The sequence below is a fragment of the Herbidospora solisilvae genome (assembly GCF_009901565.1).
GTDB classification, from domain to species: Bacteria; Actinomycetota; Actinomycetes; order Streptosporangiales; family Streptosporangiaceae; genus Herbidospora; species Herbidospora solisilvae.
In genome coordinates this window covers 441,155-466,691 of record NZ_WXEW01000004.1, presented here as the reverse complement: position 1 = coordinate 466,691, position 25,537 = coordinate 441,155, and the positions used below count along the sequence as shown (strand labels likewise).

The 25,537-nt window shown below is 71.0% G+C and carries 31 protein-coding genes; 15 read left to right on the top strand and 16 right to left on the bottom strand.

Annotated elements, in window-relative coordinates; genetic code table 11:
• Nucleotides 1-8: 8 nt before the first annotated feature.
• A complete protein-coding gene (locus tag GT755_RS15570; RefSeq protein ID WP_161480411.1) occupies nt 9-626 on the bottom strand; it encodes a hypothetical protein in 618 nt (205 codons plus the stop codon).
• Between the two features lie 140 nt (nt 627-766).
• Here GT755_RS15570 and hrcA point away from each other — a divergent pair, with 140 nt between their 5' ends.
• Genes hrcA through GT755_RS15555 form a run of 3 tightly spaced genes read left to right on the top strand, consistent with a single transcriptional unit; the run spans nt 767 to nt 3,633 of the window.
• The gene (hrcA, locus tag GT755_RS15565; protein WP_161480410.1) at nt 767-1,780 is read left to right on the top strand and encodes a heat-inducible transcriptional repressor HrcA; all 1,014 of its coding nucleotides are present in this window, start codon (nt 767-769) and stop codon (nt 1,778-1,780) included.
• The gene (gene dnaJ / locus GT755_RS15560) at nt 1,781-2,911 is read left to right on the top strand and encodes a molecular chaperone DnaJ (RefSeq protein ID WP_030450748.1); all 1,131 of its coding nucleotides are present in this window, start codon (nt 1,781-1,783) and stop codon (nt 2,909-2,911) included. It begins immediately after the preceding gene.
• Entirely contained in the window at nt 2,908-3,633 is a 726-nt protein-coding gene (locus tag GT755_RS15555) for a 16S rRNA (uracil(1498)-N(3))-methyltransferase (protein ID WP_161480409.1), read from the top strand. The genes dnaJ and GT755_RS15555 overlap by 4 nt, the downstream gene beginning before the upstream one ends.
• 133 nt (nt 3,634-3,766) lie before the next feature.
• Here the strand turns inward: GT755_RS15555 and GT755_RS15550 are convergent, their stop codons facing one another.
• Both GT755_RS15550 and GT755_RS15545 read right to left on the bottom strand, forming a co-directional pair.
• The gene (locus GT755_RS15550; protein WP_161480408.1) at nt 3,767-4,468 is read right to left on the bottom strand and encodes a hypothetical protein; all 702 of its coding nucleotides are present in this window, start codon (nt 4,466-4,468) and stop codon (nt 3,767-3,769) included.
• A complete protein-coding gene (locus tag GT755_RS15545; RefSeq protein WP_051759275.1) occupies nt 4,465-4,944 on the bottom strand; it encodes a SigE family RNA polymerase sigma factor in 480 nt (159 codons plus the stop codon). Before GT755_RS15545 ends, GT755_RS15550 begins: the two co-directional genes overlap by 4 nt.
• A gap of 255 nt (nt 4,945-5,199) precedes the next feature.
• On the opposite strand from GT755_RS15545, the gene GT755_RS15540 reads away from it, so the two are divergent.
• From GT755_RS15540 to GT755_RS15525, 4 genes are read left to right on the top strand one after another with little or no spacing between them, the layout of a single operon-like run.
• The gene (locus tag GT755_RS15540) at nt 5,200-5,541 is read left to right on the top strand and encodes a histidine triad nucleotide-binding protein (RefSeq protein ID WP_062340128.1); all 342 of its coding nucleotides are present in this window, start codon (nt 5,200-5,202) and stop codon (nt 5,539-5,541) included.
• Between the two features lie 59 nt (nt 5,542-5,600).
• Nucleotides 5,601-6,623: a PhoH family protein gene (locus tag GT755_RS15535; RefSeq protein ID WP_030450743.1), complete on the top strand. Its 1,023-nt coding sequence runs from the start codon at nt 5,601-5,603 to the stop codon at nt 6,621-6,623.
• Nucleotides 6,620-7,084: an rRNA maturation RNase YbeY gene (ybeY, locus tag GT755_RS15530; protein ID WP_062340126.1), complete on the top strand. Its 465-nt coding sequence runs from the start codon at nt 6,620-6,622 to the stop codon at nt 7,082-7,084. The genes GT755_RS15535 and ybeY overlap by 4 nt, the downstream gene beginning before the upstream one ends.
• Nucleotides 7,085-7,089: 5 nt before the next feature.
• On the top strand, nt 7,090-8,361 hold the full coding sequence (locus GT755_RS15525) for a hemolysin family protein (RefSeq protein WP_161480407.1): 1,272 nt from the start codon (nt 7,090-7,092) through the stop codon (nt 8,359-8,361).
• A 1-nt stretch (nt 8,362) separates the two neighbouring features.
• Here the strand turns inward: GT755_RS15525 and GT755_RS15520 are convergent, their stop codons facing one another.
• From GT755_RS15520 to GT755_RS15505, 4 genes are all read right to left on the bottom strand, one after another.
• Nucleotides 8,363-8,863 (bottom strand): M15 family metallopeptidase, encoded by a 501-nt coding sequence (locus tag GT755_RS15520; protein WP_235966694.1) that lies wholly within the window; start codon nt 8,861-8,863, stop codon nt 8,363-8,365.
• A gap of 94 nt (nt 8,864-8,957) precedes the next feature.
• A complete protein-coding gene (locus GT755_RS15515) occupies nt 8,958-10,124 on the bottom strand; it encodes a sensor histidine kinase (RefSeq protein ID WP_161480405.1) in 1,167 nt (388 codons plus the stop codon).
• Nucleotide 10,125: 1 nt separating this feature from the next.
• Complete coding sequence (cseB, locus tag GT755_RS15510) at nt 10,126-10,791, bottom strand: two-component system response regulator CseB (protein ID WP_161480404.1); 666 nt, start codon at nt 10,789-10,791, stop codon at nt 10,126-10,128.
• A gap of 91 nt (nt 10,792-10,882) precedes the next feature.
• Nucleotides 10,883-11,272: a pyridoxamine 5'-phosphate oxidase family protein gene (locus tag GT755_RS15505; RefSeq protein ID WP_156045169.1), complete on the bottom strand. Its 390-nt coding sequence runs from the start codon at nt 11,270-11,272 to the stop codon at nt 10,883-10,885.
• A 304-nt stretch (nt 11,273-11,576) separates the two neighbouring features.
• Between GT755_RS15505 and GT755_RS15500 the strand changes: the two genes are divergently transcribed.
• Genes GT755_RS15500 through era form a run of 3 tightly spaced genes read left to right on the top strand, consistent with a single transcriptional unit; the run spans nt 11,577 to nt 13,466 of the window.
• Nucleotides 11,577-12,233: a hypothetical protein gene (locus tag GT755_RS15500; RefSeq protein ID WP_161480403.1), complete on the top strand. Its 657-nt coding sequence runs from the start codon at nt 11,577-11,579 to the stop codon at nt 12,231-12,233.
• The gene (locus GT755_RS15495; protein ID WP_161480402.1) at nt 12,230-12,559 is read left to right on the top strand and encodes a cytidine deaminase; all 330 of its coding nucleotides are present in this window, start codon (nt 12,230-12,232) and stop codon (nt 12,557-12,559) included. The genes GT755_RS15500 and GT755_RS15495 overlap by 4 nt, the downstream gene beginning before the upstream one ends.
• On the top strand, nt 12,552-13,466 hold the full coding sequence (gene era / locus GT755_RS15490) for a GTPase Era (protein ID WP_161480401.1): 915 nt from the start codon (nt 12,552-12,554) through the stop codon (nt 13,464-13,466). The genes GT755_RS15495 and era overlap by 8 nt, the downstream gene beginning before the upstream one ends.
• Here era and GT755_RS15485 read toward each other — a convergent pair.
• The 7 genes from GT755_RS15485 to GT755_RS15455 are packed head-to-tail and all read right to left on the bottom strand — an operon-like array spanning nt 13,457 to nt 18,593.
• Nucleotides 13,457-13,936 (bottom strand): hypothetical protein, encoded by a 480-nt coding sequence (locus GT755_RS15485; protein ID WP_161480400.1) that lies wholly within the window; start codon nt 13,934-13,936, stop codon nt 13,457-13,459. The two genes, era and GT755_RS15485, sit on opposite strands and share 10 nt — an antisense overlap.
• Before the next feature lie 9 nt (nt 13,937-13,945).
• Nucleotides 13,946-14,752 (bottom strand): urease accessory protein UreD, encoded by an 807-nt coding sequence (locus tag GT755_RS15480; RefSeq protein ID WP_161480399.1) that lies wholly within the window; start codon nt 14,750-14,752, stop codon nt 13,946-13,948.
• Entirely contained in the window at nt 14,749-15,426 is a 678-nt protein-coding gene (gene ureG / locus GT755_RS15475; RefSeq protein ID WP_030450731.1) for an urease accessory protein UreG, read from the bottom strand. The genes GT755_RS15480 and ureG overlap by 4 nt, the downstream gene beginning before the upstream one ends.
• The gene (locus GT755_RS15470; RefSeq protein WP_235966693.1) at nt 15,416-16,237 is read right to left on the bottom strand and encodes an urease accessory protein UreF; all 822 of its coding nucleotides are present in this window, start codon (nt 16,235-16,237) and stop codon (nt 15,416-15,418) included. Before GT755_RS15470 ends, ureG begins: the two co-directional genes overlap by 11 nt.
• Before the next feature lie 10 nt (nt 16,238-16,247).
• Nucleotides 16,248-17,960, bottom strand: a complete 1,713-nt coding sequence (locus GT755_RS15465; protein WP_161480638.1) for an urease subunit alpha — start codon at nt 17,958-17,960, stop codon at nt 16,248-16,250.
• 7 nt (nt 17,961-17,967) lie between these two features.
• Nucleotides 17,968-18,294: an urease subunit beta gene (locus tag GT755_RS15460; RefSeq protein ID WP_030450728.1), complete on the bottom strand. Its 327-nt coding sequence runs from the start codon at nt 18,292-18,294 to the stop codon at nt 17,968-17,970.
• On the bottom strand, nt 18,291-18,593 hold the full coding sequence (locus GT755_RS15455; protein WP_030450727.1) for an urease subunit gamma: 303 nt from the start codon (nt 18,591-18,593) through the stop codon (nt 18,291-18,293). The genes GT755_RS15460 and GT755_RS15455 overlap by 4 nt, the downstream gene beginning before the upstream one ends.
• 231 nt (nt 18,594-18,824) lie before the next feature.
• Between GT755_RS15455 and urtA the strand changes: the two genes are divergently transcribed.
• Genes urtA through urtE form a run of 5 tightly spaced genes read left to right on the top strand, consistent with a single transcriptional unit; the run spans nt 18,825 to nt 23,494 of the window.
• Nucleotides 18,825-20,054, top strand: coding sequence for an urea ABC transporter substrate-binding protein (gene urtA / locus GT755_RS15450; RefSeq protein WP_030450726.1), 1,230 nt, complete (start codon nt 18,825-18,827; stop codon nt 20,052-20,054).
• Between the two features lie 60 nt (nt 20,055-20,114).
• Nucleotides 20,115-20,981 (top strand): urea ABC transporter permease subunit UrtB, encoded by an 867-nt coding sequence (urtB, locus tag GT755_RS15445; RefSeq protein ID WP_161480398.1) that lies wholly within the window; start codon nt 20,115-20,117, stop codon nt 20,979-20,981.
• The gene (urtC, locus tag GT755_RS15440) at nt 20,978-22,060 is read left to right on the top strand and encodes an urea ABC transporter permease subunit UrtC (RefSeq protein WP_161480397.1); all 1,083 of its coding nucleotides are present in this window, start codon (nt 20,978-20,980) and stop codon (nt 22,058-22,060) included. The genes urtB and urtC overlap by 4 nt, the downstream gene beginning before the upstream one ends.
• On the top strand, nt 22,057-22,818 hold the full coding sequence (urtD, locus tag GT755_RS15435; RefSeq protein ID WP_161480396.1) for an urea ABC transporter ATP-binding protein UrtD: 762 nt from the start codon (nt 22,057-22,059) through the stop codon (nt 22,816-22,818). Before urtC ends, urtD begins: the two co-directional genes overlap by 4 nt.
• On the top strand, nt 22,805-23,494 hold the full coding sequence (gene urtE / locus GT755_RS15430) for an urea ABC transporter ATP-binding subunit UrtE (protein ID WP_062340107.1): 690 nt from the start codon (nt 22,805-22,807) through the stop codon (nt 23,492-23,494). Before urtD ends, urtE begins: the two co-directional genes overlap by 14 nt.
• A 137-nt stretch (nt 23,495-23,631) precedes the next feature.
• Here urtE and GT755_RS15425 read toward each other — a convergent pair whose 3' ends face one another.
• Both GT755_RS15425 and GT755_RS15420 read right to left on the bottom strand, forming a co-directional pair.
• Complete coding sequence (locus GT755_RS15425) at nt 23,632-24,579, bottom strand: GNAT family N-acetyltransferase (protein ID WP_161480395.1); 948 nt, start codon at nt 24,577-24,579, stop codon at nt 23,632-23,634.
• Complete coding sequence (locus GT755_RS15420) at nt 24,576-25,529, bottom strand: GNAT family N-acetyltransferase (protein WP_161480394.1); 954 nt, start codon at nt 25,527-25,529, stop codon at nt 24,576-24,578. The genes GT755_RS15425 and GT755_RS15420 overlap by 4 nt, the downstream gene beginning before the upstream one ends.
• Nucleotides 25,530-25,537 lie beyond the last annotated feature (8 nt).

Genomic DNA, 25,537 nt, shown 5'->3' with positions numbered 1-25,537 from the left:
CGCGAACGTTAGTACATCCCCATCATCCGGCGGCGGGCGCGGGAGCGCCGCACCAGCACGACGACGGTGGTGAGCACGGCGATCAGGAAACCGAGCGCGGGCAGGCCGAGCAGCAGGGCGGTGCCGCCCACCAGCCCGCCGGCCGCCGCCAGCAGCTCCTTGCCGACGCCGAAGCGCACGCCCTCGCCGTCGCAGGCGGCCTGGTACTCACCGGCGGCCGGGACGCCGATCGAGAACAACATCTCCCACTTGGTGCCGTCGACCGTGACGGTCTGCTCGCCGATCGCCTTGGACAGGGTGATCTTGTCGTCCGGGCTGCCCCCGGTGACCTGGCACTGCACGTCGGTCGGCTGGTCGGCGGCGGCCCAGATGGCCGGCTTCTGCGCCGGGTCGAGGTTCACCTTGACGGTCTCGCCGGAGGAGAAGGTCGTGGTGGGGGCCACGTCGGAGATGGAGGAGAAGACGCCGCCGGCGAAGGCGAAGACCCCCGCGACCGACATCACGATGAAGAGAAGCCAGGCCAGGACGATCCAGAGGATCCTCGGGCGGACGGGGCCCTGAGGGGGCGGAGCGCTGTAGTAAGGGTGGGGCTGCTGGCCGTAGTGCTGGCCATATTGAGCGGTCATGAGGGACATTGTGTGAAAGGCGACTTGCGACGTATTTGCAGTCGGCTTGTTCTCCCCGTGCCCGGCTGTGTTATCGCACCCCGGGAGCGGTGGCCGTACACTTGGCACTCGGGAACACAGAGTGCCAGGGAGGTGAGACCGTGCTTGACGACCGGAAGCTGGCGGTGCTGCGGGCGATCGTCGAAGACTACGTCTCCACCAACGAGCCCGTGGGCTCCAAGGCGCTGGCCGATCGGCACAACCTCGGAGTCTCGCCGGCCACCATCCGCAACGACATGGCGGCCCTCGAAGACGGCGGCTACATCCACCAGCCCCACACCAGCGCGGGGCGCGTTCCGACCGACAAGGGCTACCGGCTGTTCGTCGACCGGCTGTCCCAGGTCAAGCCCCTCTCGGGCGCCGAACGCCGGGCCATCGAGACGTTCCTGGCCGGCGCCGTCGACCTCGACGAGATCGTCATGCGGACGGTCCGGCTGCTCGCGCAGCTGACCCGGCACGTCGCCGTCGTCCAATACCCGTCCCTGACCCGTTCGACGGTCCGCCACGTGGAGATCGTGCCGCTGGCCGACACGCGGGTGATGCTGGTCCTGATCACCAACACCGGCCGCGTCGAGCAGCGGGTGGTCGATCTGCCCCAGGTGATCGCCGACGACCGCGTGTCCCACCTGCGCGCCGTGCTCAACACGGCGCTCGACGGCTGCGGGCTGGCCCAGGTCCCCGAGACCCTGGCCGCGCTGCCCGAACGGCTGTCCCCCGAAGACCGGCCGGTGGCCGCCACGATCCTTTCGGTGATCATGGAGACCCTGGTCGAACGGCACGAAGAGAAGATCGTGTTCGCCGGGGCCGCCAACCTCGCCGCCGCCGATTTCACCATCGGCCTGCGCGACGTGCTGGAGGCCCTGGAGGAGCAGGTCGTCCTGATGCGCCTCCTCGGCGAGACCGACGACCTGTCCGAGCTGACCGTCCGGATCGGCTCGGAGAACCCCTACACCGGTCTGCGCGGCACCTCGATCGTGGCCGCCGGATACGGCTCGGGAGACAAGGAACTGGCCCGGCTCGGAGTGCTGGGCCCGACGCGAATGGATTATCCGGTGACGATGGGTGCGGTGCGCGCGGTCGCGCGCTATGTCGGCCAGATCCTGGCGGGGTCATAAGTGGCCAAGGACTATTACGCCACCCTCGGCGTACGCCGCGACGCGAGCCAGGAAGAGATCAAGAAGGCCTACCGCCGGCTGGCCCGCGAACTGCATCCCGACGTCAACCCCGACCCGGCGACGCAGGAGCGCTTCAAGGAGATCACCGCGGCCTACGAGGTGCTCTCCGACCCCCAGAAGCGCCAGATGCACGACATGGGCGGCGACCCCTTCGGCGGCGCGGGCGGCGGCGGCGCGGGCTTCGGCGCGGGCTTCCCGTTCAGCGACATCATGGACGCCTTCTTCGGCACGGCCTCCGCCTCCCGCGGCCCCCGTTCGCGGGCCCGCCGGGGCCGCAACGCGACGATCCGGGTCGAGCTCGACCTGGCCGAGTCGGGCTTCGGCACCACCCGCGAGCTCGTGGTCGACACCGCGATCCTCTGCGAGGTCTGCCAGGGCTCCGGCGCGGCGGCCGGCACCCACCCCGACACCTGCGACATGTGCCACGGCCGTGGCGAGGTCTCCCAGGTGACCCGCTCGTTCCTGGGCCAGGTCATGACGTCGCGCCCGTGCCCCCAGTGCGGCGGCTTCGGCAGCGTCATCCGCCACCCCTGCCAGGAGTGCTCCGGCGACGGCCGGGTCCGCACCCGCCGGACCATCAAGGTCCGCATCCCGGCGGGCGTCGAAGACGGCACCCACATCCAGCTCGCGGGCGAGGGCGAGGTCGGCCCCGGCGGCGGCCCGCCCGGCGACCTGTTCCTGGAGATCGTGGAGCGCCCCCACCCGACCTTCGAACGCCGCGGCGACGACCTCCACTGCACCGTCTCGATCCCCATGACGGCCGCCGCCCTCGGCACCTCCCTGACCATGGAGACCCTCGACGGCCCCGAGCAGATCGACGTGCGCCCCGGCACCCAGTCGGGCCAGGTCATCCCGCTCTACGCGCGCGGCGTCCAGCGCCTCAACGAGAGCGGCCGGGGCGACCTGCTGATCCACGTCAACGTCGAGACCCCCATGAAGCTCGACCCCGAGCAGGAGGAACTCCTCCGGAAGTTGTCCCAGCTGCGGGGTGAGGAGCGCCCGCCCGGCAAGTTCGCCCCGGGCCAGCAGGGCTTCTTCTCCCGCCTCAAGGACGCCTTCAACGGCCGATGACCGTCCCCGTCTTCCTGGGTGAGGTCGCCCCGGGCCCGCGCCTGACCCTGGCCGGGCCCGAGGGCCGGCACGCCGCGGCCGTCCGCCGCATCACGGCGGGCGAGCGCGTCGACGTCACCGACGGCGCCGGGCGGGTGGCCGAGTGCACCGTCGACGCGGCCGGTAAGGACCGCCTCGACCTGACCGTCCTCCGGGTGTACGAGATCCCGCCGCCCTCCCCGCGCCTGGTGGTCGTCCAGGGGTTGCCGAAGGGCGAGCGGGGCGAGCTGGCCGTCGAGATGATGACCGAGGCCGGGGTGGACACGATCGTGCCCTGGTCGGCCTCCCGGTCGATCACCCAGTGGAAGGGCGACCGCGCGGCCAAGTCCCTGGCCCGCTGGCGCTCGACCGCGCGTGAGGCGGGCAAGCAGGCCCGCCGCTTCCACCTGCCCGAGGTCCGGGAACCGGCCTCCACGAACCAGGTGGCCGCGCTGCTCGAATCGGCCGCCCTGGCCGTGGTCCTCCACGAGGAGGCGAGCGAGCCGCTGTCCCGGGTGGAACTGCCGGACAAGGGCGACATCGTCCTGGTCGTGGGCCCGGAGGGCGGCGTGTCCGACGACGAGATCACCCGCTTCCGCGCGGCGGGGGCGCTTCCGGCGCTCCTGGGGCCGACGGTGCTGCGCACGTCGACGGCGGGGGTCGCGGCGGCGGCGGTTCTGCTGGCCCGCACCGGCCGCTGGTAGCCCTTTCGGGATATTCGACGGCATTTCCGCCATTAATGGGCGTCGCCGAATTGACGGAAACGTACCGGAAAACAAAAGCGGGCCCTCTCGGGGTGCCGCTTGGCACGTTCCGAGAAGGCCCGCCGCGAAATGCTCAGGACGCCGGGGCCGAGACCTCCACCGTCGTCGACGGCGTCTCCGCGGGAGAGGGGTCGGGCGTCGAGGTCGGGCATGTGTCGCCGCAGCCCGTCGGGGTCGGGCTGGGGGCGTCGGCCGTCGGGGTGGGAGACGGCTTGGACGGGGACTTGGTGCCGCCCGGGTTCGGCTTGGTCGTGGGGTCCGAGGTCGGGTTGGCCTCCTGCGTCGGGCACTTGGCCGCGGTGGCCGGGTCGGGGGCCGGGGTCGGCTCCGGGGTGACGCACGGCTCGGACGAGGGCTCGGGCGGCGGCGCGGCGGCGGGCTGCGACGGGGCGGACGTCGCCGTCGGAGGCGTCGTCTCGGCCGGCCGGGTCGGATTCTGGGTGGTGATCGAGATCCCGGGCTGGTCGCGCGGCGGCGGCGGCTGGGCGGTCGAGTCGGCGCTCGGGAGCTCTCCCGCCGGCGTCTGCTCGGTCTTGACGTCGATGATGCCCACGTTGTCGCGGATCCCGGGAACGGACACGACCACGATTCCGGCCACCAGGGCGGCGGCGGCCACGGACGCACCTATGCGCCACCACAGCAGACCGCGGAGCCCGCGGTTCTCGATGCGGTGACGGATTATCTCCAGTCCGTCGGGAGACGGCACGACCGAGTCCGCCTCCGCGCGCATGGCACGGCGGAGGAGGTCGCCGTGCTCGTCGGGGGGGATGGTCATGAGAACTTCTCCAGCACTTGACGTAGTGAGGCCATGCCTCTTGCGGTGTGACTCTTCACCGCGCCTTTGGAGATGCCCATGGCGTGGGCGATCTCGGCCTCGGACAGGTCGCCGTAGTAGCGCAGGACCAGCGCCTCGCGCTGCCGCTGGGGCAGGGCGCGCAGCGCCTCGATCACCGCGGTGCGCTCAAGCTCGCCGATGGCGCCGTTCTCGGCGCTCGGAGCGTCGGGGAGGCCCTTGGGGGCGTACTTCTCCACGACGGCCCGATGGCGCAGCACGGAGCGCGAACGGTTGACGACCGACTGTCGCAGGTAGGCAAGTGCCTTGTCGGGGTCGCGCAGCCTGCGCCAGGCGCCGTGAATGGCGACGAACGCGTCCTGCACGACTTCTTCGGCGCTGGCCACATCGCGGACCAGCAGCACCGCGAGACGCACCAGTGACCGATAGTGGGCGCTGTAAAGCGCCGTAACGGCCATGTCGGCATCCCACCCGACCGGCACCGTGCCCAGCGACCTGTCGGCCACGAGGGTCTCGGTGGTCACATCAGTAGGACGCTCGTCCTTGCCAGGGGGTTTACGTTCTTCCGAATCATTAGGGGGCATGACCCAGTTGTGTCCTCGCCCGACACAGGGGATTGGTTGACGGTGCAGTCTCGCACATAAACCCTATCCGGGCAGATCTTTGCACGGGACATTCCGGGGATTACCGATTGGCAACGCTAGGCTTCCCCCGTGAAGAATGAGTGCCTGTTCTGCGGAATCGTGGCTCGTGAGATACCCGCGACGGTCGTGTACGAGACCGACACCACACTTGCCTTCCGTGACATCAACCCCCATGCCCCCACGCATGTTCTGGTCGTACCGAAAAACCACGTGCGCGACGCGGGGGAACTGGCGGAGGCTGGTCTCGCCGACGACGTGATCAAGACGGCCAAAGCCGTCGCGGTCGCCGAGGGCATCGCCGAGTCCGGCTACCGGCTGGTCCTGAACACCGGGCCCGACTCGGGGCAGAGCGTCTTCCACGCCCATCTCCACCTGCTGGGCGGGGCGCCTCTGACGCTCCAGATGGGGTAGCGGACGGCTACCATTGACAGCGGTTAATAGGGAGGCGAGCAGGCCCGACGAGGCCGCCCATGTCCGAGACGCGCGAAACACAGAAGACCCACGCCAAGGTCGTGATCCCCGACGAGCACGCGATGATCAGCATCCTGGGCTCGCGTGACGAGCTCCTCCGGGTCATCGAGAAGAGCTTCCGGGCCGACATCCACGTGCGGGGCAACGAGATCACCATCACCGGGTCCCCCGACGAGAGCGGTGTGGTCGTCCGGTTGTTCGAGGAACTGGTCGAGCTGGCCCGTTCGGGGGCGCAGCTGACCCCCGACGCGGTCGAGCGCAGCATCGCCATGCTGCGCCAGAGCAACGGCCGCCCGGCCGAGGTGCTCTCGCTCGACATCATCTCCTCGCGCGGGCGCACGATCCGCCCGAAGACGGTCAACCAGAAGAACTACGTCGACATGATCGACAAGCACACGATCGTCTTCGGCATCGGCCCCGCGGGCACCGGCAAGACCTATCTGGCGATGGCCAAGGCCGTGAAGGCCCTGCAGGAGAAGCGGGTCAACCGCATCATCCTGACCCGTCCGGCCGTGGAGGCCGGCGAGCGGCTGGGCTTCCTGCCCGGCACGCTCTACGAGAAGATCGACCCCTACCTGCGGCCGCTCTACGACGCCCTCCACGACATGATCGACCCCGACTCGATCCCGCGCCTGATGGCGGCGGGCACGATCGAGGTCGCCCCGCTGGCCTACATGCGCGGCCGCACCCTCAACGACGCCTTCATCATCCTCGACGAGGCCCAGAACACCTCGCCCGAGCAGATGAAGATGTTCCTGACCCGTCTGGGGTTCAACTCCAAGATCGTCGTCACGGGTGACGTCACCCAGGTCGACCTGCCGGGCGGCACGCAGAGCGGCCTCAAGGTGGTCCAGGACATCCTCGACGGCATCAACGACATCCACTTCAGCCGTCTGACCAGCGCCGACGTGGTCCGCCACAAGCTGGTGGGGCAGATCGTCGACGCCTACGGCCGCTACGACGCCGCGCTGGCGTCCGACCCGCGCGCCAACGGCACCAACCGGCCCAGGGGGCGGCGATGACGATCGAGGTCAACAACGAGTCCGGCACCGAGGTCGACGAGAACCGCCTCGTCGCCCTCGCCGGGCACGTCCTCGGCCAGATGGGCATCAACTCCCTGGCCGAGTTGTCCATCCTGGTCGTCGACGAGGCCGCGATGACCGCCCTCCACGAACAGTGGATGGGCGAGCCCGGCCCCACCGACGTGCTGGCCTTCCCCATGGACGAGCTCCGGCCCGGCCAGGGCCGCAACGACGACGCCTCGCCCGACCCGGCGCTGCTCGGCGACGTCGTCCTCTGCCCGACGGTGGCGGCCCGGCAGGCCGCCGAGGCGGGCCATCCGACGCAGGACGAACTCGATTTGCTGTGCACCCACGGCATCCTCCATCTGCTGGGCTACGACCACGCCGAGCCCGAGGAGCACGCCGAGATGTTCGGCCTCCAGGGCGAGCTGCTGGAGTCGTGGCGTAAAACAGCCCCTTAGGAACCATGAGTAACGGCTGGTTGATCTCGGCCGTCGCCCTCATCATCGGCGGCGGCCTGCTCGCGAGCGCGGAGACCGCGCTCACCCGGATCTCGCGCGTGCGCGCCGAGGAGTTCGTCAAGGAGGGGCGCCGCGGCGCCAACCGCCTCCAGGCGATCGTGGCCGATCCTCCCCGCTACCTGAACCTGCTGCTGCTCCTGCGGATGACCTGCGAGCTGGGCGCGACCGTGATCGCGACGCTGCTGTTCATCGACTGGCTGGGCGACACCGGCCAGGCCTACGCCGCGGCGGCCGGGGCCATGATCGTCATCGCCTACGTCATCGTCGGCGTCTCTCCGCGCACGCTCGGGCGGCAGCACGCCGAGCCGATCGCGCTGGCCAGTGCGCCCGTCGTCTACGGGCTGACCCGGATCTTCGGGCCGCTGCCGACGCTGCTGATCCTGCTCGGCAACGCGGTCACCCCCGGCAAGGGCTTCCGCGAGGGGCCGTTCACCTCCGAGGCCGAGCTGCGCGACCTGGTCGACCTGGCCGAGGAGCGGCGGGTCATCGAGCCCGACGAGCGCGAGATGATCCACTCGGTTTTCGAGCTGGGCGACACGCTGGTGCGCGAGGTCATGGTGCCCCGCACCGACATGGTCTTCATCGAACGCCACAAGACCCTCGAACAGGCGTTGTCGCTGGCGCTGCGCAGCGGCTTCTCCCGGGTCCCGGTGACGGGCGAGAACGAGGACGACGTCATCGGCATCGCCTACCTGAAGGACATCGTCCGCCGCATCCAGGAGACCGGCGACGGCGAGGGCGCGGTCGAGGAGCTGATGCGCCCGGCCACCTACGTCCCGGAGAGCAAGCCCATCGACGACCTGCTGCGCGACATGCAGGCCCGGCAGATCCACCTGGCGATCGTGATCGACGAATACGGCGGCACCGCCGGGCTCGTCACGATCGAGGACGTCATCGAGGAGATCGTCGGCGAGATCGCCGACGAATACGACCAGGAGGCCCCCCGGGTCGAGCACCTCGACGACGGCGCGGTCCGGGTCACCGCCCGCCTCGCGGTGTGGGAGCTGGAGGAGCTGTTCGACACCGAGATCGAGTCGGAGGACGTCGACACCGTGGGCGGCCTGCTGGCCCACGCCCTCGGCCGGGTGCCGATCGCCGGCTCCGAGGCGACCGTGGCCGGGCTGCGGCTGACGGCCGACGAACTCGCGGGACGCCGCAACCGCATCAGCACCGTGGTGGTCCGGCGGGTCGACGACGACGCGGTGGCCCGCCACTGATCTAGAGCCGCGCCGTCGCGTCGGGCCGCATCGGAGGGCAGTCGCCGCCCGGCGTGGTCGCCAATTCGAAGTGCCAGATCTCGTTCGCGTACGTCTGGCAGAGGCCGTAGGCGCGGCCGTGCCGGTTGAGCCAGTCGTCGGCGTCGGTCGGCCCGACGTCGACGGCGTCGCCGGTGACGTGCCGGGAGTGGCCGGGGGTGCTGACGAAACGGCGGGCCTCCTGCTCGCTCCCATATTTGGTGATCGCCTCGTCGTACAACCGCCGCTGGTAGCGCTCGCTGCGCCAGGCGGTGGTCAGGAACATCGGGACGCCGTCGGCGGCGGCGTCGCGGGCGGCCTCCCGCACGGCCCGCAGGAGGGCGGGGTCCAGGTTCGTGATCGCGGGCAGGCCGGTGGCGAACGGGGAGATGTGCGCCCCGTCGGCCACGAATCCGTCCGCCACGCCGACGGGGGCGCAGGCCGTCGTGAGGGTGAAAAGCAGGGGCACCAGCCACCGGTACATGGGTGCACGTCCGTTCCTGATCGGCATCGCATCGATGCGTTCAGGCTGGTCGGCGCAGGTGTCAGTGCCGCGGGAGCCGCCGCTCGGCCGTGTATCAGCTCAGCCGCACGGTGGCGACGGCGCCGCCGTCCGGGTCGTTGGCGAAGCCGATCCGGGCCCCGATGACCCTGGCCTGCCCGGCGGCGATGGTCAGCCCCAGGCCGTGCCCACGGCCGCGTTCGCTCGCCCCGGTCCGGAACCGCTGGGGCCCCTCCGCCAGCAGCGATTCGGGGAAGCCGGGACCGTGGTCGCGGACGGTGATCGTCGTATCCTCCACCTGCACCTCGACGGGGGCGCTCCCGTGCCGGTGGGCGTTGACGACCAGGTTGGCCAGGATGCGGTCGAGGCGGCGGGGGTCGGTCACGGCGACCGGGTCGCCGTGCACGGTCACCTCGGCCGCCAGGCCCGCGCGGTGCACGCAGTCGCCGGCGAACCGGCCCAGCGGGACCTCCACCCGCTCGGCGGACTCGGCGCCCGCGTCCAGGCGGGAGATCTCCAGCAGGTTCTCCACGAGGACGCGCAGCACCCCGACCCGGTCGCGGACCAGATCGGTCGCCTCTCCCTCCGGCAGCAGCTCGGCGGAGGTTACCAGGCCCATCAGCGGCGTGCGCAGCTCGTGGGCGACGTCGGCGGTGAACCGCTGCTCGACGCGCAGGCGGTCGTGCAGGGCCGCGGCCATCGTGTCGACGGCGGCGGCGATGCCGGTAATCTCGTCGCCGCCGCGTCCGGCCGACGTGCGGGCCTCCAGGTCGCCGTCGGCGACGCGGCGGGCGGTGCGGGCCACCCGCCTGAGACGGCGGTTGGGCAGCTCGGCGGCCAGCGCCGCCAGGGGGACCACCAGGCCCAGCACGCCCAGCGAGGCGAGCACGATGTGGCGGTCGAGGGCCCGCAGGTTGCGCAGGTCCCCGCCCATGTCGATCTTGACGGCCCTGGCTCCGGTGGCCGCCCACATCCACGGGACGTCGGGGTCGCGGTCGTCGTACCAGGTGGCGTAGGTGCCCGGCGCCCCGATCCGGGCGGCCAGCGCGGCCGGGAGCGGGCCCGGGTCGGCGGCGCCGGGGGAGTCGGCCAGCAGGGCGGTCACGGCCCGGTCGCGGCCCAGGCTCAGCGAGCGTTCCAGGGTGCTCCGGTGGACCAGGAGGCCCACGGCCAGTGCCACCACGCCGGACGCCACCGCGACCAGGGCGGCGATCTGCCAGCGCAGGGATCTCCAGGGGGCCATCTCAGCGCCGCAGCTTGTAGCCGAAACCGCGGACCGTCTCGACGCGGTCGGCCCCGATCTTCCGCCGCAGCCGCTGGACGCACAGGTCGACGACCCGGCTGTCGCCGTCCCAGCCGTAGTCCCAGACGTTGTGCAGCAGCGTCTGGCGGTCCAGGACGATGCCGGGATTGGCGGCGAACTCCAGTAGCAGCCGCAACTCGGTGGGCGCCAGGGAGACCTGCTCGCCCGCGACGTACACCTCCAGCGCCTCGGGGTCGACGGTCAGGTCGCCGAAGACGAGCCGGGGGGTGCCGCCGGGGGCGGGGGTGGCCCGGCGCAGCAGCGCCCGGATCCTGGCCACCAGCACGGAGGTGTCGGCGGGCTTGACGACGTAGTCGTCGGCCCCGGCCTCCAGCCCGGACACCACGTCGAGGGCGTCGCCGCGCGCCGACATCATCAGGATCGGCACCAGGCTGGTCTCGCGCACCCGGCGGCACAGGCCGATGCCGTCGAGGCCGGGCAGCATCACGTCGAGCAGGAGGAGATCATGGCCGCCGGCGTGGAAGCGCTCCAGGCCGGTGAGGCCGTCGGCCGCGGAGGCGACGCGGTAGCCGTAGCGCTCCAGGGCCATGCCGACGCTTCTGCGGATCACCTCGTCGTCCTCGACCAGGAGCACCGAAACCGACATCGTTCTCCAATGACGCAGGAACAGGTCCGATGCAGAATATGCGGACCGGACGGCCGTCCCGCCTCAGCCGTGTATCAGCCGTGAATCGTCCCTACGCCCTGATGGGGTGGACGCGGTACTCGTAGGCGTGCTCGTCGAAGAGTAACCACTCGGTGACGTCGATCCGGTAGAGCTGCTCGCCCGGGGCCAGCCGGACCGGGTCGGGCGACTCGGCGGCGGTCGCCAGGCCGGCGAAGGTCACGCCGCGTCCCGCGCCGGCGATGATCGAGCCCGCCACTTTCGGCCGGGCGGCCAGACCGGCCACCAGAGGGCGCTCGCGGTGGGCGATGAACATGAGCCGGTCGGGCGCGAAGGCCGCGTGGAAGGGCAGGGGGAGGAGCGCCGGTGCCCCGTCGCCGTCGACGGCGGACAGGGACATGAGCCGGGCGCTGCCGACGTACTCCTGCAAGAGGCGTCGGTGCTGGACGGGCGCGGTTGTCACGTGCCAAGGATGCTCTCACCTGCTTGGGTGTGTCTTGCATCCGACGGGGAGTTTCTCCGCAAGCGTTCTTTAAGCGACTTGCAAGTCATCCCCGGCATTCTTCTTCCAAGGCGCCCGGGAGGGGTTCGGGGCGCCGAACAAGGGGTCGATCGGTGCGCCGGGAGGGGTTCGCGGCGCACCGGCTGATCTGAGGGGGATCATCGATTAGGGGGCTCTCGTCCGGCGAGAGCCCCCTAATGATGTTTTTAGGCCCGTCGCCATCCGGGAATGTAGCCCGAGGGACGTCGACGGGGGGACCTGGAAAATGCGCGTGGCGAAACTGGCCGTCGCCTGCTGTCTGCTCGCCGCCGCCGTCGCGGGGTGCGGCTCGGCCCCCGTCGGAGACGTCCGCTCCACCCCGCAGGCCCTCAAGATCAAGGCGCTGTTCGCCGACCTCGACGAGATCCCGCGCGGCTTCGCGACCCGGTCGCGGCCCGGCTGGGAGAAACCGTTCGAACCGGTCGTCCAGGAGTGCCGCCGCCTGTTCAACCTGATGGCCGGCCGGCCCGCCCGCGAGGGCCTGACCGCCGCCACCACCGCCAGCTACCTGGGCGAGGGCGTCGGCCAGACGGCCGCCGTCTCGCTCGCCCTCTACGGCTCGGGCGAGGCCGCCGAGCAGATGGACGAGCTGGCCAAGGCCTCCCGCGCCTGCACCACCGCCCGCGACCAGACCCCCGGCGAGGTCAACCGGCTGACCGTGGCCCCGCTCGCGGTGTCGGAGAAGGTCCTCGAAGGCGGGGGCGTCGCGCGCCGCCTGGTCGGGCGGGTCGGCGGCTATCCCTACGAGATGCACCTGGTCGTGGCCCGCCAGGGCGGGGCGGTGATCGGCGTGGTGAACGCCGGCATGAGCGGCGCCGACGCCCGCACGACCGAGGAACTGGCCCGATTGGTGTCCCGCAAGGTCGCTACCCTTGACCTGTGACGCTCGACCCTGAAGACGAAAAGATCCTCACCCTGGCGCGGTCGGCCAGGGCCAGGAACGGCACCGCCGAAGGCGCCGCCGTCCGTGACGAGACCGGCCGGACCTATGTCGCGACCGACGTGAACCTGCCCTCGCTGCGGCTGACCGCCGTGCAGGTCGCGGTGGCGACGGCGGTGTCGAGCGGGGCCCAGGGCCTGGAGGCCGCGGCGCTCGTCAACGACGCCGAGGAGCCCGCGCGGGAAGACCTGGCGGCGGTGGAGGACCTGGGCAACGCGATCCTGTTCCACGCGGGCGCCGACGGCTCGCTGAAAGGCCGCTATGTCTGATCGGCCGGGGTCTGAGTTCCGCGCGGGGTTCGCCGCGTTCGTCGGGCGGCCCAACGTGGGCAAGTCGACTTTGATGAACGCCCTGGTCGGCACCAAGGTCGCCATCACCTCCTCCAAGCCCCAGACGACCCGGCGGGTGATCCGCGGCATCGTCCACCGGCCCGACGCGCAGCTCGTCATCGTCGACACCCCCGGCCTCCACCGGCCCCGCACCCTCCTGGGGGAGCGGCTCGACAGCCTGGTGCTCTCCACGCTGACCGAGGTCGACGTGCTGGGGTTCTGCGTCCCGGCCAACGAGCCCATCGGGAAGGGCGACCGGTTCATCGCCGAGAAGCTCGGCGCGGTCAAGAAGACGCCTGTGGTCGCCGTGGTCACCAAGTGTGACCTGGCCTCCCGCGAGGAGGTCGCCAAGCAGCTGCTCGCGGTGTCGCAGCTGGCCGAGTTCGCCGAGATCGTGCCGGTGTCGGCGAAGGGCGACGACCAGCTCGACGTGCTGGCCGACCTGCTGATCGAGCGCCTGCCCGAGTCGCCGCCCCTCTACGCCGGCGGCGAGCTGACCGACGAGCCCGAGCAGGTGCTGGTCGCCGAGCTGATCCGCGAGGCGGCCCTGGAGGGCGTGCGCGACGAGCTGCCCCACTCGATCGCGGTGGTCGTCGAGGAGATGGGCCCGCGCGAGGGGCGCGACGACCTCCTCGACGTGTACGCCTTCATGTTCGTCGAGCGCGACTCGCAGAAGGCCATCGTCATCGGCCCCGGCGGCTCGCGCCTGAAAGACGTCGGCAGCAGGGCGCGCAAGCAGATCGAGGCGCTGCTCGGCAGCCGCGTCTACCTCGACCTGCGGGTCAAGGTCGCCAAGGAGTGGCAGCGCGACCCGAAGCAGTTGCGCCGGCTCGGCTTCTACGACTGATCCGGCGGACGGCGCCTCGTGAGCGCCAGGCAGGCCAGCGCCGCGAGCACGACCGAGGCGCCCAGGCCGGCCCACCAGCCGTAGAGGATCACGGGTTCGACCCTGACCAGGCCGGGGATGGCCATGGTGAGCCGGTCGAACCCATGGGGCCGGGTCAGGAACATGGCCAGCGAGAACGCCGCGACCGCACCCGGCAGGATGGCCAGGCCGGTGACGATGCGGCTGCGCGAGATGCCCAGCGCGCCCAGGCCGGCCGCGACGACGCCCGACCCCATCACCCACCATCCGGCCCCGTCCTCGGTTCCGTGGACGGAGGTCAGGTCGGCGTTGACGACCCCGAAGGTGGCGCTTATTCCGGCCCAGGGCAGCACGCCGGTGACGGCGAGGGCGAGCCCGGCGGCGACGACGGCCAGGCCTAATAAGGCGCTTGTCCCGCTTCGATCCGGTCTGGGGGGATGTGCGGTTGCCACCTCTCCACCCTAGGGGAAGCGAGACGCCGGCGGCCGGAGACCGACGGTGGCTCGCGCCGGCGAACCTGCCTGAACGGACACGCGGCTCTCTCCCCAGGAGAGCCGCTTCCGGAGTTCGACCGCGTCGGCGGCGAGCGCAGAGACCAGAGTGCCGGGACCAGCCAGGGGGAGCACGGCCACCCCTTCGGCGACCTCCGCCTCCCGCGGCTCGCTTTTCGGCCCCTCGGCCGGGGTTTCGGTCGTGATCAGGGTGCTGCCGACGCAACGGGCGGTACCGAACACCGCTGGGCTGCCGTCGGCCTCGGGGTCGCCGACGACGAACTCCTGGCGCAGCAGGGGACGGCCGCCGGCCGTCGCGTCGAAGCGGGAGTGGCAGCGGCCGGGCCGCTCGCCGTGGCGGCCGAAGACGATCTCCTCGCGCCAGAACAGGGACGCGTCGGCCGCCAGGGTGACGGCCGTGGTCATCCGGTGGTCGCAGCCGGCCGCCAGGACCGTCGGCTCGGGGGCGAAGACGAGGGTGGCGCCGGAGGCCACGTACACGTGGATCTCCATCAGGGAGCGGCCGGCGCCGGGGAGCACCAGCGTGCTGGCGATGGAGCGGACCGTCAGGGAGGTGCCCTCGGCGACCTCGACGTCGAGGCGGAGGTGGTCGCCGCCCAGGGGGCCGGCGCCCGTGGAGACGAGGTGGACCTCTCCCGGCGCGGTCTGGCGGAGGGTCAGGGGCGGGTCGGAGCGTATGGTCTCGATGCGGGTGAGGCCCCGGTCGTCCAGGCCCGTGCGGAGGATCGCACGGGCCCGGACCAGCGCCTTCGTCATGACAGGTGGCTGTGGGAGTGCTGGTGCCGCCACGAGTCGACGACGCCGGCCACCCATTCGGCCACCGAGTGGGCGCCCCGGTCCTCGCGGATCGAGGTGAACAGCACCGGCTTGCCGTCCCGGACGGCCGCCGCGTCGCGGGACATGACCGTGAGGTCGGCGCCGACCATCGGGGCGAGGTCGGTCTTGTTGACCACCAGCAGGTCGGCCGACGTGACGCCGGGGCCGCCCTTGCGGGGGACCTTGTCGCCGCCGGAGACGTCCAGGACGAAGATCTGGCGGTCGGCCAGGCCCCGGCTGAACGTCGCGGTCAGGTTGTCGCCGCCCGACTCGACGATGACCAGGTCGAGGGGGCCGAAGCGCTCCTCCAGGGTCTCGACGGCGTCGACGTTGGCGGCGATGTCGTCGCGGATCGCGGTGTGCGGGCAGCAGCCCGTCTGCACGGCCATGATCCGGTCGGGGTCGATGACGCCGGCCCTGCGCAGGAAGTCGGCGTCCTCGGTCGTGTAGATGTCGTTCGTCACCACGCCCAGGCGCAGCGACGGGCCGAGGCTCCGGCAGAGCGCCGCGGTCAGAGCGGTCTTGCCGCTCCCCACCGGGCCGCCGATGCCCAGGCGCAGCGCCCGGCCGTGCCCGTCGGGCGCGTCGTGGTGGTCATCGTGGTTAGCTGACAAAGAGCCTTACCTCCGTACGTAGGTGCTGTTCGGCCAGCAGATCGAGAGCGGGGGCGGCGTGCGCGGGTAGCGCTGACCAGTCGTGCTGTTCGGCGATGACCGAGTCATAGGGGAGTTCGGCCAGCAGGCGGTGCACGGTCACCGGGTCGAGCCCCAGCAGCCGGACCGCGGCCGTGGCCGCACCGGTGACGGACGTGTAGGCGGCCGCCATGGCGGCCTGGTCCGGAGTGCACCCGGCGGCCTGCGCGGCGACGCCGAGGGCGATCGGGTGGTGGGCGCCGTCGGGGACGGCCCGGGCCAGCGTCTCCAGTGCCGTGGACGGCCAGATCCTCCGGGCGGTCCGGATCAGCAGGCGGCCCTGGGTGCGGCCGGCCAGCCGCTGGGCGGGCGAGGCGATCCGGGCGTCGGCCTCGGCGTCCAGGAGCCGCCACGCGGTCTCGGGGTCGGCCACGCGTGCCTGCCCGCTCGAAGCAGGGCTGCCGGGTTCGCGGGATTCCTTGTCCGGGCGGCTGAAGGCCTGGGCCGCCTCGCATGCGGACCAGGCCAGGGCCGCCGCCACCCGGCCCGCCGTCGCGAGCCGGCCCCGAAGGAACCGCGCCAGGTCCTCGGGGCCGGAGATCGCGCCGGTGCGGCAGGCCTCCTCCGCGCCGCCCGAATGGGCGTGGCCGCCCGCGGGCAACCGCGAGTCGGCGAGCAGCAGAAGACCGGCCAGACCGTGTGTTAGCGGCATCCCGGAGGCCGCCGTCTGTGTCGGCGGCAGCCCGAGGGTCGCGCCGTTCACGGCGGGTGCTCCGGTGGCCGGTCCGTCCATCGCCGTCGTCCTAGAAGAGGAAGTAGCGCTGGGCCATGGGCAGGACCTCGGCCGGGGCCGGTTCGATCAGTTCGCCGTTCACCTTCACGGCGAACGTGTCGGGGTTGACCTCGATGTCGGGCAGGGCGTCGTTGAGGGGCATCGACTCCTTGCCCCGGGACCGGACGTCGGCCACGGGGACCAGGCGCCGGTTGACCCGCAGGCGGTCGGCGAGGTCGCCTTCGAGGGCCAGCGGCGCGACGAAGTGGACCGAGGTCTGGGACGGGGCCGCGCCGTAGGCGCCGAACATCGGGCGGGGGAGGACCGGCTGCGGGGTCGGGATGGACGCGTTGGCGTCGCCCATCTGGGCGTAGGCGATCATGCCGCCCTTGACCACCAGGTCGGGCTTCACGCCGAAGAACGCCGGGGTCCACAACACCAGGTCGGCGAGCTTGCCGACCTCGACCGAGCCGACCTCGGCGTCGAGGCCGTGGGCGATCGCCGGGTTGATGGTGTACTTGGCGACGTACCGGCGGGCCCGGAGATTGTCGGCCACGCCCTCCAGCGCGCCGCGGCGCTTCTTCATGACGTGGGCGGTCTGCCAGGTCCGGATGATCGTCTCGCCCACGCGGCCCATGGCCTGGGAGTCCGAACCGATCATGGAAATGGCGCCGATGTCGTGCAGGACGTCCTCGGCCGCCATCGTCGAGGGGCGGATGCGGGACTCGGCGAAGGCCAGGTCCTCGGGGATCGACGGGTTCAGGTGGTGGCAGACCATGAGCATGTCGAGGTGCTCGTGGTGGGTGTTGACCGTGTGGGGTCGCGTCGGGTTGGTCGACGACGGCAGGATGTTGCGCTCCCCGGCGACCTTGATGATGTCGGGGGCGTGCCCGCCTCCGGCGCCCTCGGTGTGGTAGGCGTGGATGCTCCGGCCGTTGATCGCGGCCAGGGTCGACTCGACGAAACCGGCCTCGTTGAGGGTGTCGGTGTGGATGGCGACCTGCACCCCGGTCACGTCGCAGACCGCCAGGCAGGCGTCGATCGCGGCGGGGGTGGTGCCCCAGTCCTCGTGCAGCTTGAAGCCCGACGCGCCGGCCCTGAGCTGCTCCAGCAGCGCCTCGCTGCTGACGGTGTTGCCCTTGCCGAGCAGGGCGACGTTGACGGGCATGCCGTCCATCGCCTCCAGGATCCGGCCGAGGTACCAGGCCCCGGTGACGGTGGTCGCCTTGGTGCCCTCGGCCGGGCCGGTGCCGCCGCCGACCAGGGTGGTGACGCCGCTGGCCAGCGCCTCCTCGACGACCTGGGGGCAGATCAGGTGGACGTGGGAGTCGACCGCCCCGGCCGTGACGATCTTGCCGTTGCCGGCCAGGATCTCGGTCGACGGGCCGATCACCAGGTCGGGGTGGACCCCGTCCATCGTGTCGGGGTTGCCGGCCTTGCCGATGGCGACGATCCGGCCGTCGCGCACCCCGATGTCGGCCTTGACGACGCCCCAGTGGTCGAGGATGACCGCACCGGTGATGACCAGGTCGGGGGCGCCCTCGGCGCGGGTGGCGCGGGCCTGGCCCATCGACTCGCGGATCACCTTGCCGCCGCCGAACACCGCCTCGTCGCCGGCCCCAGCGGGCCCCATCGCGAGGTCGTCGGTGACCTCGACGAACAGGTCGGTGTCGGCCAGGCGGATGCGGTCGCCGGTGGTCGGGCCGTAGAGGGCGGCGTACCGGGCGCGGCCGATCTCGGGAATGCGGGTCTCAGGCATGGGGGCTCCCGTCGAGAGGGCCGGCCCATTCGGAGCGCAGGCCGGGCACGACCCGCTTCCCGGCGATGGGCACCAGGGTGACGTCACGCTCGACGCCCGGCTCGAACCGGACGGCGGTCCCCGCCGGCACGTCGAGCCGGTGGCCCCAGGCGGCCTCGCGGTCGAAGTCGAGCCCCGGGTTGGCGGCGGCGAAATGGTAGTGGGAGCCCACCTGGATGGGCCGGTCGGCGGTGTTCACCACGCGCACGGTCACCCGCTCACGCCCCGGGTTCAGCGGGACGGGCTCGGCGCCGGGGACGATCTCTCCGGGAACCGTCATGAGATCGGGTGGTGGACGGTGACGAGCTTGGTGCCGTCGGGGAAGGTCGCCTCGATCTGGACGGAGTCCAGCATTTCCGGCACGCCCTCCATGACGTCCTGACGGCGCAGGACCTTGCGGCCCGCGTCCATGAGTTCGGCGACCGACTGGCCGTCGCGGGCCCCTTCGAGCAGGAACGAGGCGATGATCGCCGTGGCCTCCGGATGGTTCAGGCGCAGGCCTCGGTCCATCCGGTCGCGCGCGACGCCGGCCGCTACGTGAATGAGCAGGCGTTCCTGCTCGTGTGGGGTGAGCCGCATGGCCGGACCCTAAGAAAGATCGGTTTCAATGGCGTTTCCGCGCGATGACGGACGCGTTTCCGAGTTTTCCGGCGCTCTCGGTCAATGATAGCGCCGTCCGCCGCGTTCATTGATTGAGTGAAGTTTCGGTAATCGGCTATTAACCTCACCGATTTTCCCGGGAAATCGCGTTCGATCACCTTTGCGGCAGATGGGTCGGTGCGGGGGCCGTATCGGCAAGGAGGAAATTCATTGCGCAACGCATTCTTACGGACCGCGGTGGGCGCGGGTCTGGTGCTGGCTCTGGCCGCCTGTGGCGGTGAGCCGACCGAGAGCACGACCGGTGGCGGGGCCGCGGCGGGCGGCGACACCATCAAGGTCGGCCTGCTGCACTCGCTGAGCGGCACGATGGCCATCAGCGAGGTCACGGTCCGCGACGCCGAGCTGCTCGCCATCGAGGAGATCAACGCCGCGGGCGGCGTGCTCGGCAAGAAGCTCGAACCGGTGGTCGAGGACGGCGCCTCCGACTGGCCGACCTTCGCCGAGAAGGCCAACAAGCTGATCAGCCAGGACAAGGTCGCCACCGTCTTCGGCGGCTGGACCTCGGCCTCGCGCAAGGCGATGCTCCCGGTCTTCGAGCGCCACAAGGCGCTGCTCTGGTATCCGGTCCAGTACGAGGGCCTGGAGTCCTCGCCCTACATCTTCTACACCGGCGCGACCACCAACCAGCAGATCATCCCGGGTCTCGACTATCTGAAGGAACAGGGCAAGACCAAGATCTTCCTGGTCGGCAGCGACTACGTCTTCCCGCGCACGGCCAACAAAATCATCAAGGCCTACGCCGCCGCGAACGGAATGACGATCCTCGGCGAGGAATACACCCCGCTCGGTCACACCGAATACTCCACATTGACCAACAAGGTCGTTCAGGCGAAGCCCGACGCGGTTTTCAACACGTTGAACGGCGACAGCAACGTGGCCTTCTTCAAGCAGTTGAAGAGCGCCGGAGTGACGGCCGAGTCGATGCCGGTCCTTTCGGTTTCGGTGGCCGAAGAGGAGGTCACCGGAATCGGCGTCGACAACATCGTCGGCCACCCGGTGGCGTGGAACTACTACCAGACCACCGAGAACGCGGCGAACACGAAGTTCGTCGCCGCCTTCAAGGCCAAGTACGGCGCCGCCAAGGTCACCTCCGACCCGATGGAGGCCGGCTACAACGCGGTCTACCTCTGGGCCGAGGCGGTCAAGAAGGCCGGCACCACCGAGGTCGAGGCGGTGAAGAAGGCCTCCGGCGGGATCGCGCTGGAGCGTCCCGAGGGCCTGGTCACCATCGACGGCGAGACGCAGCACATGTACAAGACGGCCCGCATCGGCATCATCCAGCCCGACGGACTGATCAAGGAGGTCTGGAACTCGGGCGAGCCGATCAAGCCCGACCCCTACCTGAAGTCGTATCCGTGGGCCGGGAGCCTCGCCTCCTGACGCCGATCTCCCGGGGCGCCCGCGCGCGCCCCGGGACCGTACTTCCAGAAAGGGGGCAGGGTGGAGGGAATCCTCAACCAGCTGCCGATCGGACTGTCGATCGGGGCGGTCCTGCTGCTCATCGCGCTCGGGCTGACGTTCACGTTCGGGCAGATGGGCGTGATCAACATGGCCCACGGCGAGTTCATCATGGCCGGGGCGTACACGGCCTACCTGCTGCAGGACTTCGCCGACCGGAACGCGGTGCTGGTGGCGCTGCCGGTGGCGTTCCTGGTGGCCGGGCTGATGGGGCTGATCCTCGAACGGACCGCGATCCGGCACTTCTACGGGCGCCCGCTCGACACGCTGCTGCTGACCTGGGGTGTCTCGCTCGTGCTGCAGCAGGTGGCGCGGGACCTGTTCGGGGCGCCGAACGTGCAGGTGCTGTCGCCGACGTGGCTGCAGGGCGCGCTCGGGCCGATGCCCTACAACCGGCTGTTCATCCTGCTGCTGGCCGTGGGCTCGGTCGTGGCGATCTGGGTCTACATGAACCGGAGCGCGCAGGGACGCCGCATGCAGGCCGTGATGCAGAACCGGCAGCTGGCCGCGACCAGCGGCATCAACACCGGGCGGGTCGACCAGCGGACCTTCTTCATCGGGTCGGGGCTGGCCGGGATCGCCGGGGTCGCGCTGACCCTGATCGGCCCGGTCGGGCCGACGCTCGGGACCTACTACATCGTCGACGCGTTCCTCGTGGTCGTCGCGGGCGGCCTCGGACAGCTCCGGGGCGCGGTCATCGCCGCGCTCGCGCTGGGGCTGCTGAACTCGTACGCGGAGTTCTGGACCAACGCCAGCCTGGCCAAGGTGATCGTGTTCGCGGTGATCATCGCCTTCCTCCAGTTCCGGCCGCAGGGCCTGTTCGTCCTCCGTTCAAGGGCGCTGACATGACAGCCACACTCGAGAAGCCCCCCGTCACCGAGGCCCCCGTCAAGGAACCGCGCGACTGGCGCGGCCCGGCCCTCTTCGCGCTCGTCGCGGTCATCGGGCTCGTGGTCATGCCGCTGGTGCTGGAGCCGTTCCGGCTGGGGCTGCTGGCCAAGTACCTCACCTACGCGATCGTCGCCCTCGGCATCGGCCTGGCCTGGGGCCAGGGCGGCATGCTGACCCTCGGGCAGGGGGTGTTCTTCGGCCTCGGCGGCTACGCGATGGGCATGCACCTCAAGCTCAACGACGCCGGCGACGGCCTGCCCGACTTCATGGTCTGGAGCGGCGTCGAGACGCTGCCGGCCCTGTGGGAGCCGTTCCGCAACCCGGTCTTCGCGATCGCCATGGTGGTGGTCGTGCCGGGAGCGATCGCCTGGCTTCTCGGCACGCTCGTGTTCCGCCAACGGGTGCGTGGGGCCTACTTCGCGATCCTGACCCAGGCCCTCGCGGCCGCGATGGTCATCCTCCTGGTCGGCCAGCAGGGTCTCACCGGCGGCACCAACGGCCTGACCAACTTCTTCGAGTTCTTCGGGCAGGACGTCGCCGCCGACTCGACCCAGCGCGGGCTCTACTTCACCGTCGCGATCGTGCTCGGCATTCTCTTCGTCGGGGCCTGGCAGCTCCAGCGCTCCCGGTTCGGGCGGCTCCTGCTCGCGGTCCGGGACGGCGAGGACCGGGTGCGGTTCCTCGGCTACAACCCGGCCACCGTGAAGACGATCACCTTCACCCTCTCGGCGGTCATGGCGGGCATCGCGGGCGCGCTGTTCGTGCCGATCGTCGGGATCATCTCGCCGGCGCTGCTGGGGGTCGTGCCGTCCCTCGAACTGGTGGTGGCCGTCGCGATCGGCGGGCGGTTCGCGCTCGCCGGGGCGGTGCTCGGCGCGATCCTGATGGGCTACGCCAAGACCTACTTCAGCGAGGAACTCCCCGACGCCTGGCTCTACCTCCAGGGCGCGCTGTTCATCCTGGTCATCGGCCTGGCGCCCAAGGGCATCATCGGGATTCTGGGGTCGCTGCGTCGGAAGAAGGAGGTGGCGGCATGACGGCGCTGCTGGAGGTCCGCGACGTCTCGGTCGTCTTCGACGGGTTCCGCGCGCTCGACGGGGTGAACTTCACCGTCGACAACGGCGAACTCCGCTTCCTGATCGGCCCCAACGGCGCCGGGAAGACGACCCTGATCGACATCATCACCGGGCTGACCAAGCCGACCACGGGCACCGTGCGTTTCGACGGCGCGGTCGTCAACGGCAAGCGGGAGCACCAGCGGGTGCGGCTCGGGATCGGGCGCACCTTCCAGACCTCGGTGGTCTTCGAGGAGCTGACCGTCCTGGAGAACCTCGACCTGGCCGCGTCGTTCCGCAAGCCGCTGGTCTCGCTGCTGACCAGGCGCAGGGGCGTGACGGAGAAGGTCGCCCAGGCGCTGGAGACCACCCAGCTCACCGACCTCGCCTCGCGCAAGGCCGGAGTGCTCTCCCACGGGCAGCGGCAGTGGCTGGAGATCGGCATGCTGATCGCCCAGGGCCCCCGGCTCCTTCTCCTGGACGAACCCGTCGCCGGCATGTCGTCGGAGGAGCGCGTCAGGACCGGCGACCTGCTCACCGAGATCGCCAAGGACCACACCGTCATCGTGATCGAGCACGACATGGACTTCCTCCGGCGTTATGCCTCGACCGTCACCGTCCTCCATGAGGGAAAACTCCTGATCGAGGGCTCGGTCGACGAAGTGCGGGCCGATCCGCGGGTACAAGAGGTCTATCTGGGTCGCGCGCGCGAGGAGGCCGCACACGATGTTGTCAGTTGACAGTTTGGAGGCCGGATACGGCCGTGCCCGGGTGCTCTTCGGCGTCGGGCTGGCCGTCGAACCGGGGCAGCTCGTCTGCGTCATGGGCCGCAACGGCGTCGGCAAGACGACCCTGCTCAACACGATCATGGGCGTCATCCCGGCGACCGGCGGGACGGTGACCTTCGAGGGCCACGACGTCACCAAGATGAAACCCCACGAGAGGGTCAAACTCGGCATGGGGTACGTCCCCCAGGGCCACGAGACCTTCCCTCAGCTCAGCGTCCTCGGCAACCTGCTGGTGACGCTGGAGGCGTCGGGGAACCCCCAGTCGGCGCTCGACGAGGCGCTCGACGTGTTCCCCCGCCTCAAACCGCTGCTGAAGCGCCGGGCCGGCTTCCTGTCCGGCGGCCAGCAGCAGCAGCTCGCCATCGCGCGGGCCCTGGTGACCAAGCCGAAGCTCCTGATCCTCGACGAGCCGACCGAGGGCATCCAGCCGTCGATCATCATCGAGATCGAAGAGGCGATCGAGACGCTGCACGCCTCGGGAATCGCCGTGCTTCTCGTGGAGCAGTATCTCGACCTGGCCATGCGGCTGGCCGATCGCTACCTGATCCTCGACGGAGGCCACGTCGTCCACGCCGGGACGGCCGCCGACCTCCAGGGAGAGGAGGCCCGTAAACTGCTGGCCGTCTGACCGTTCTTGACAGTTCTCAGTAACGGCGCAGCTCAACGGCCAGAAGAAGGGTAGCGTCTAAGTCAGGACCCGTCGGGCCTCTCCCGGACTTGGTGGCACAGTCCGGGCCGGCCCGGCGGGTCCCCCTTTTTCTCCCGTCAGGCGCGCAGCTCCCAGATCCGCCACACGTCCAGGAACTCGTAGCCCAGGCGCTCGTTGATGGCGATCATGTGGCGGTTCGAGACCGCGTTCCAGGTGATCACGCGCTCGACGCCGGGTTCGGCCGCGAACATCCGGGCGGTGTTCCGCAGCTTGACGTGGAATCCAAGGTTGCGGCCCCGGTGCCTCTTGAGCACGGCCGTGTCGGTCTGCCGGGCCCAGCCTTCGGGCTCGTCGGCGTCGACGAAGACCCGGGTGAACGCCGCCGCCTCGCCGTCGGCGGCGCGGGCGACCGTGGTGTAGACGGTCTGGCCGGCCGGTGCCCAGGTGTCCTCGTAGACGCGGATCAGACCGGTGGTCCACCGCTCGGCGTCGACCTCGTGGTCGTCGGTCGGGGCGTCGTTCATCGCGTCCAGCAGCGGCACCATCTCGGCCAGGCGGCCGGGCGGGGTGGGGCCGACGGTCGTCTCGAAGGTGTAGCCGGACGGGCCGGGCGAGTCCCCGGCCTGGCGTGACCGGTGGAGCACCCGCCTGGCCTCGGTGTACACGCTGCGGAAGCCGTGGCGGGCCAGGAAACCGTCGTCCTTCGCCTCGACGACCAGCTTCGACCGGCCGTGGGCGCGGGCGCGCTCGCGGGCGACGCCGAGCAGCGCCGAGCCGACGCCCCGGCCCCGGTGCCCGGGAGCCACCTCAAGGACGCGGATCAGCGCGTCGCCGAGGCGGTCGCGGTCGAAGAGGTGGAGGGTCACGCCGCCGATCACCTCGCCGCCGGCCACCGCCAGATGGGTCTCCGAAGGCACCGAGCGCCAGCCGCGCTCCACCCACAACCGGAACAGGCGGGGTGACAGGGGCGGTCCGGGCGCGTGCAGGCCGCCGGCCACCCGGTGGTAGCCGGCCGCCAGGTCGGGGGAGGCGTCGAAGTCGAGGGGGACGACGTCGATCGTCATACGCGCAGTTCCCATTCGTTCCAGACGTCGAGCAGCCGGTAGCCCAGGCGCTCGTTGATCGCGACCATGGGGCCGTTCGAGACGGCGTTCCAGGTGATCACGCGGGTGAGGTCGGGGCGGGCCCGCTTCAGCCAGGCCGTGTTGGCCTCCTTGACCCACCTGCCCAGGCCCCGGCCCCGATGGGCGCGCAGCACGGCGGTGTCGGTCTGCCGGCCCCAGCCGTCGGCTTCCTGGATGTCGGCGAACAGGCGGGTGAAGGCGGCGGGCGAGCCGTCGGCGGCGCGGGCGACGACGGTGAAGACGTCCTGGCGGGCCAGGTCCCAGGCCTCCTCCATCTGCCGCATGGAGGCGGGGGTCCAGCTCTCGTCGTTGATCGCCAGGTCGTCGAGGGGCGCGTCGTTCATGACCTCCATGAGCGTGATCATGTCGCCGGTCAGCGCCTCGGGGCTGCGTCCGCGCAGGAACTCCAGCCGATAGCCGGGGATCTCCCGCTCCGGCGGAGCGAACGTGGTGAGGTCGAGCACCCGCCGGGCCTGTGCGGCGACCTCGCGCATCCCCTTGGCCCGCGCGAAGGCCGCGCCGGCACTCCCGGCGGCGAGCTCGATCAGGACCATCGTGCGCTTCTGCGACCGGGCCCGGTCGGCGGCGTGGGCCAGCAGCGTGCTGCCCACGCCCCGGCGGCGGTGCGCGGCGTCCACCGAGAGGTAGCGGACGAGCGCCACGTGGGCGTTCGCGTCGTCGGGCAGGTGGAGGGTCACGCCGCCGATCACCCGGCCGCCGTCGACGGCGAGCCAGGTCTCGGCGGGCGTCAGGCGCCAGCCGCGTTCGGCCACCAGCCGGAACAGGTGGGCGGGAATCCGCGGGCCGGGCGCGAAGACGCCGGCCGTGAGCGCGTGGTATTCGGCCAGCCTCCCGGGCTCGGCCGCGAAATCGAGGGGGACGATGTCCATCAGGACAG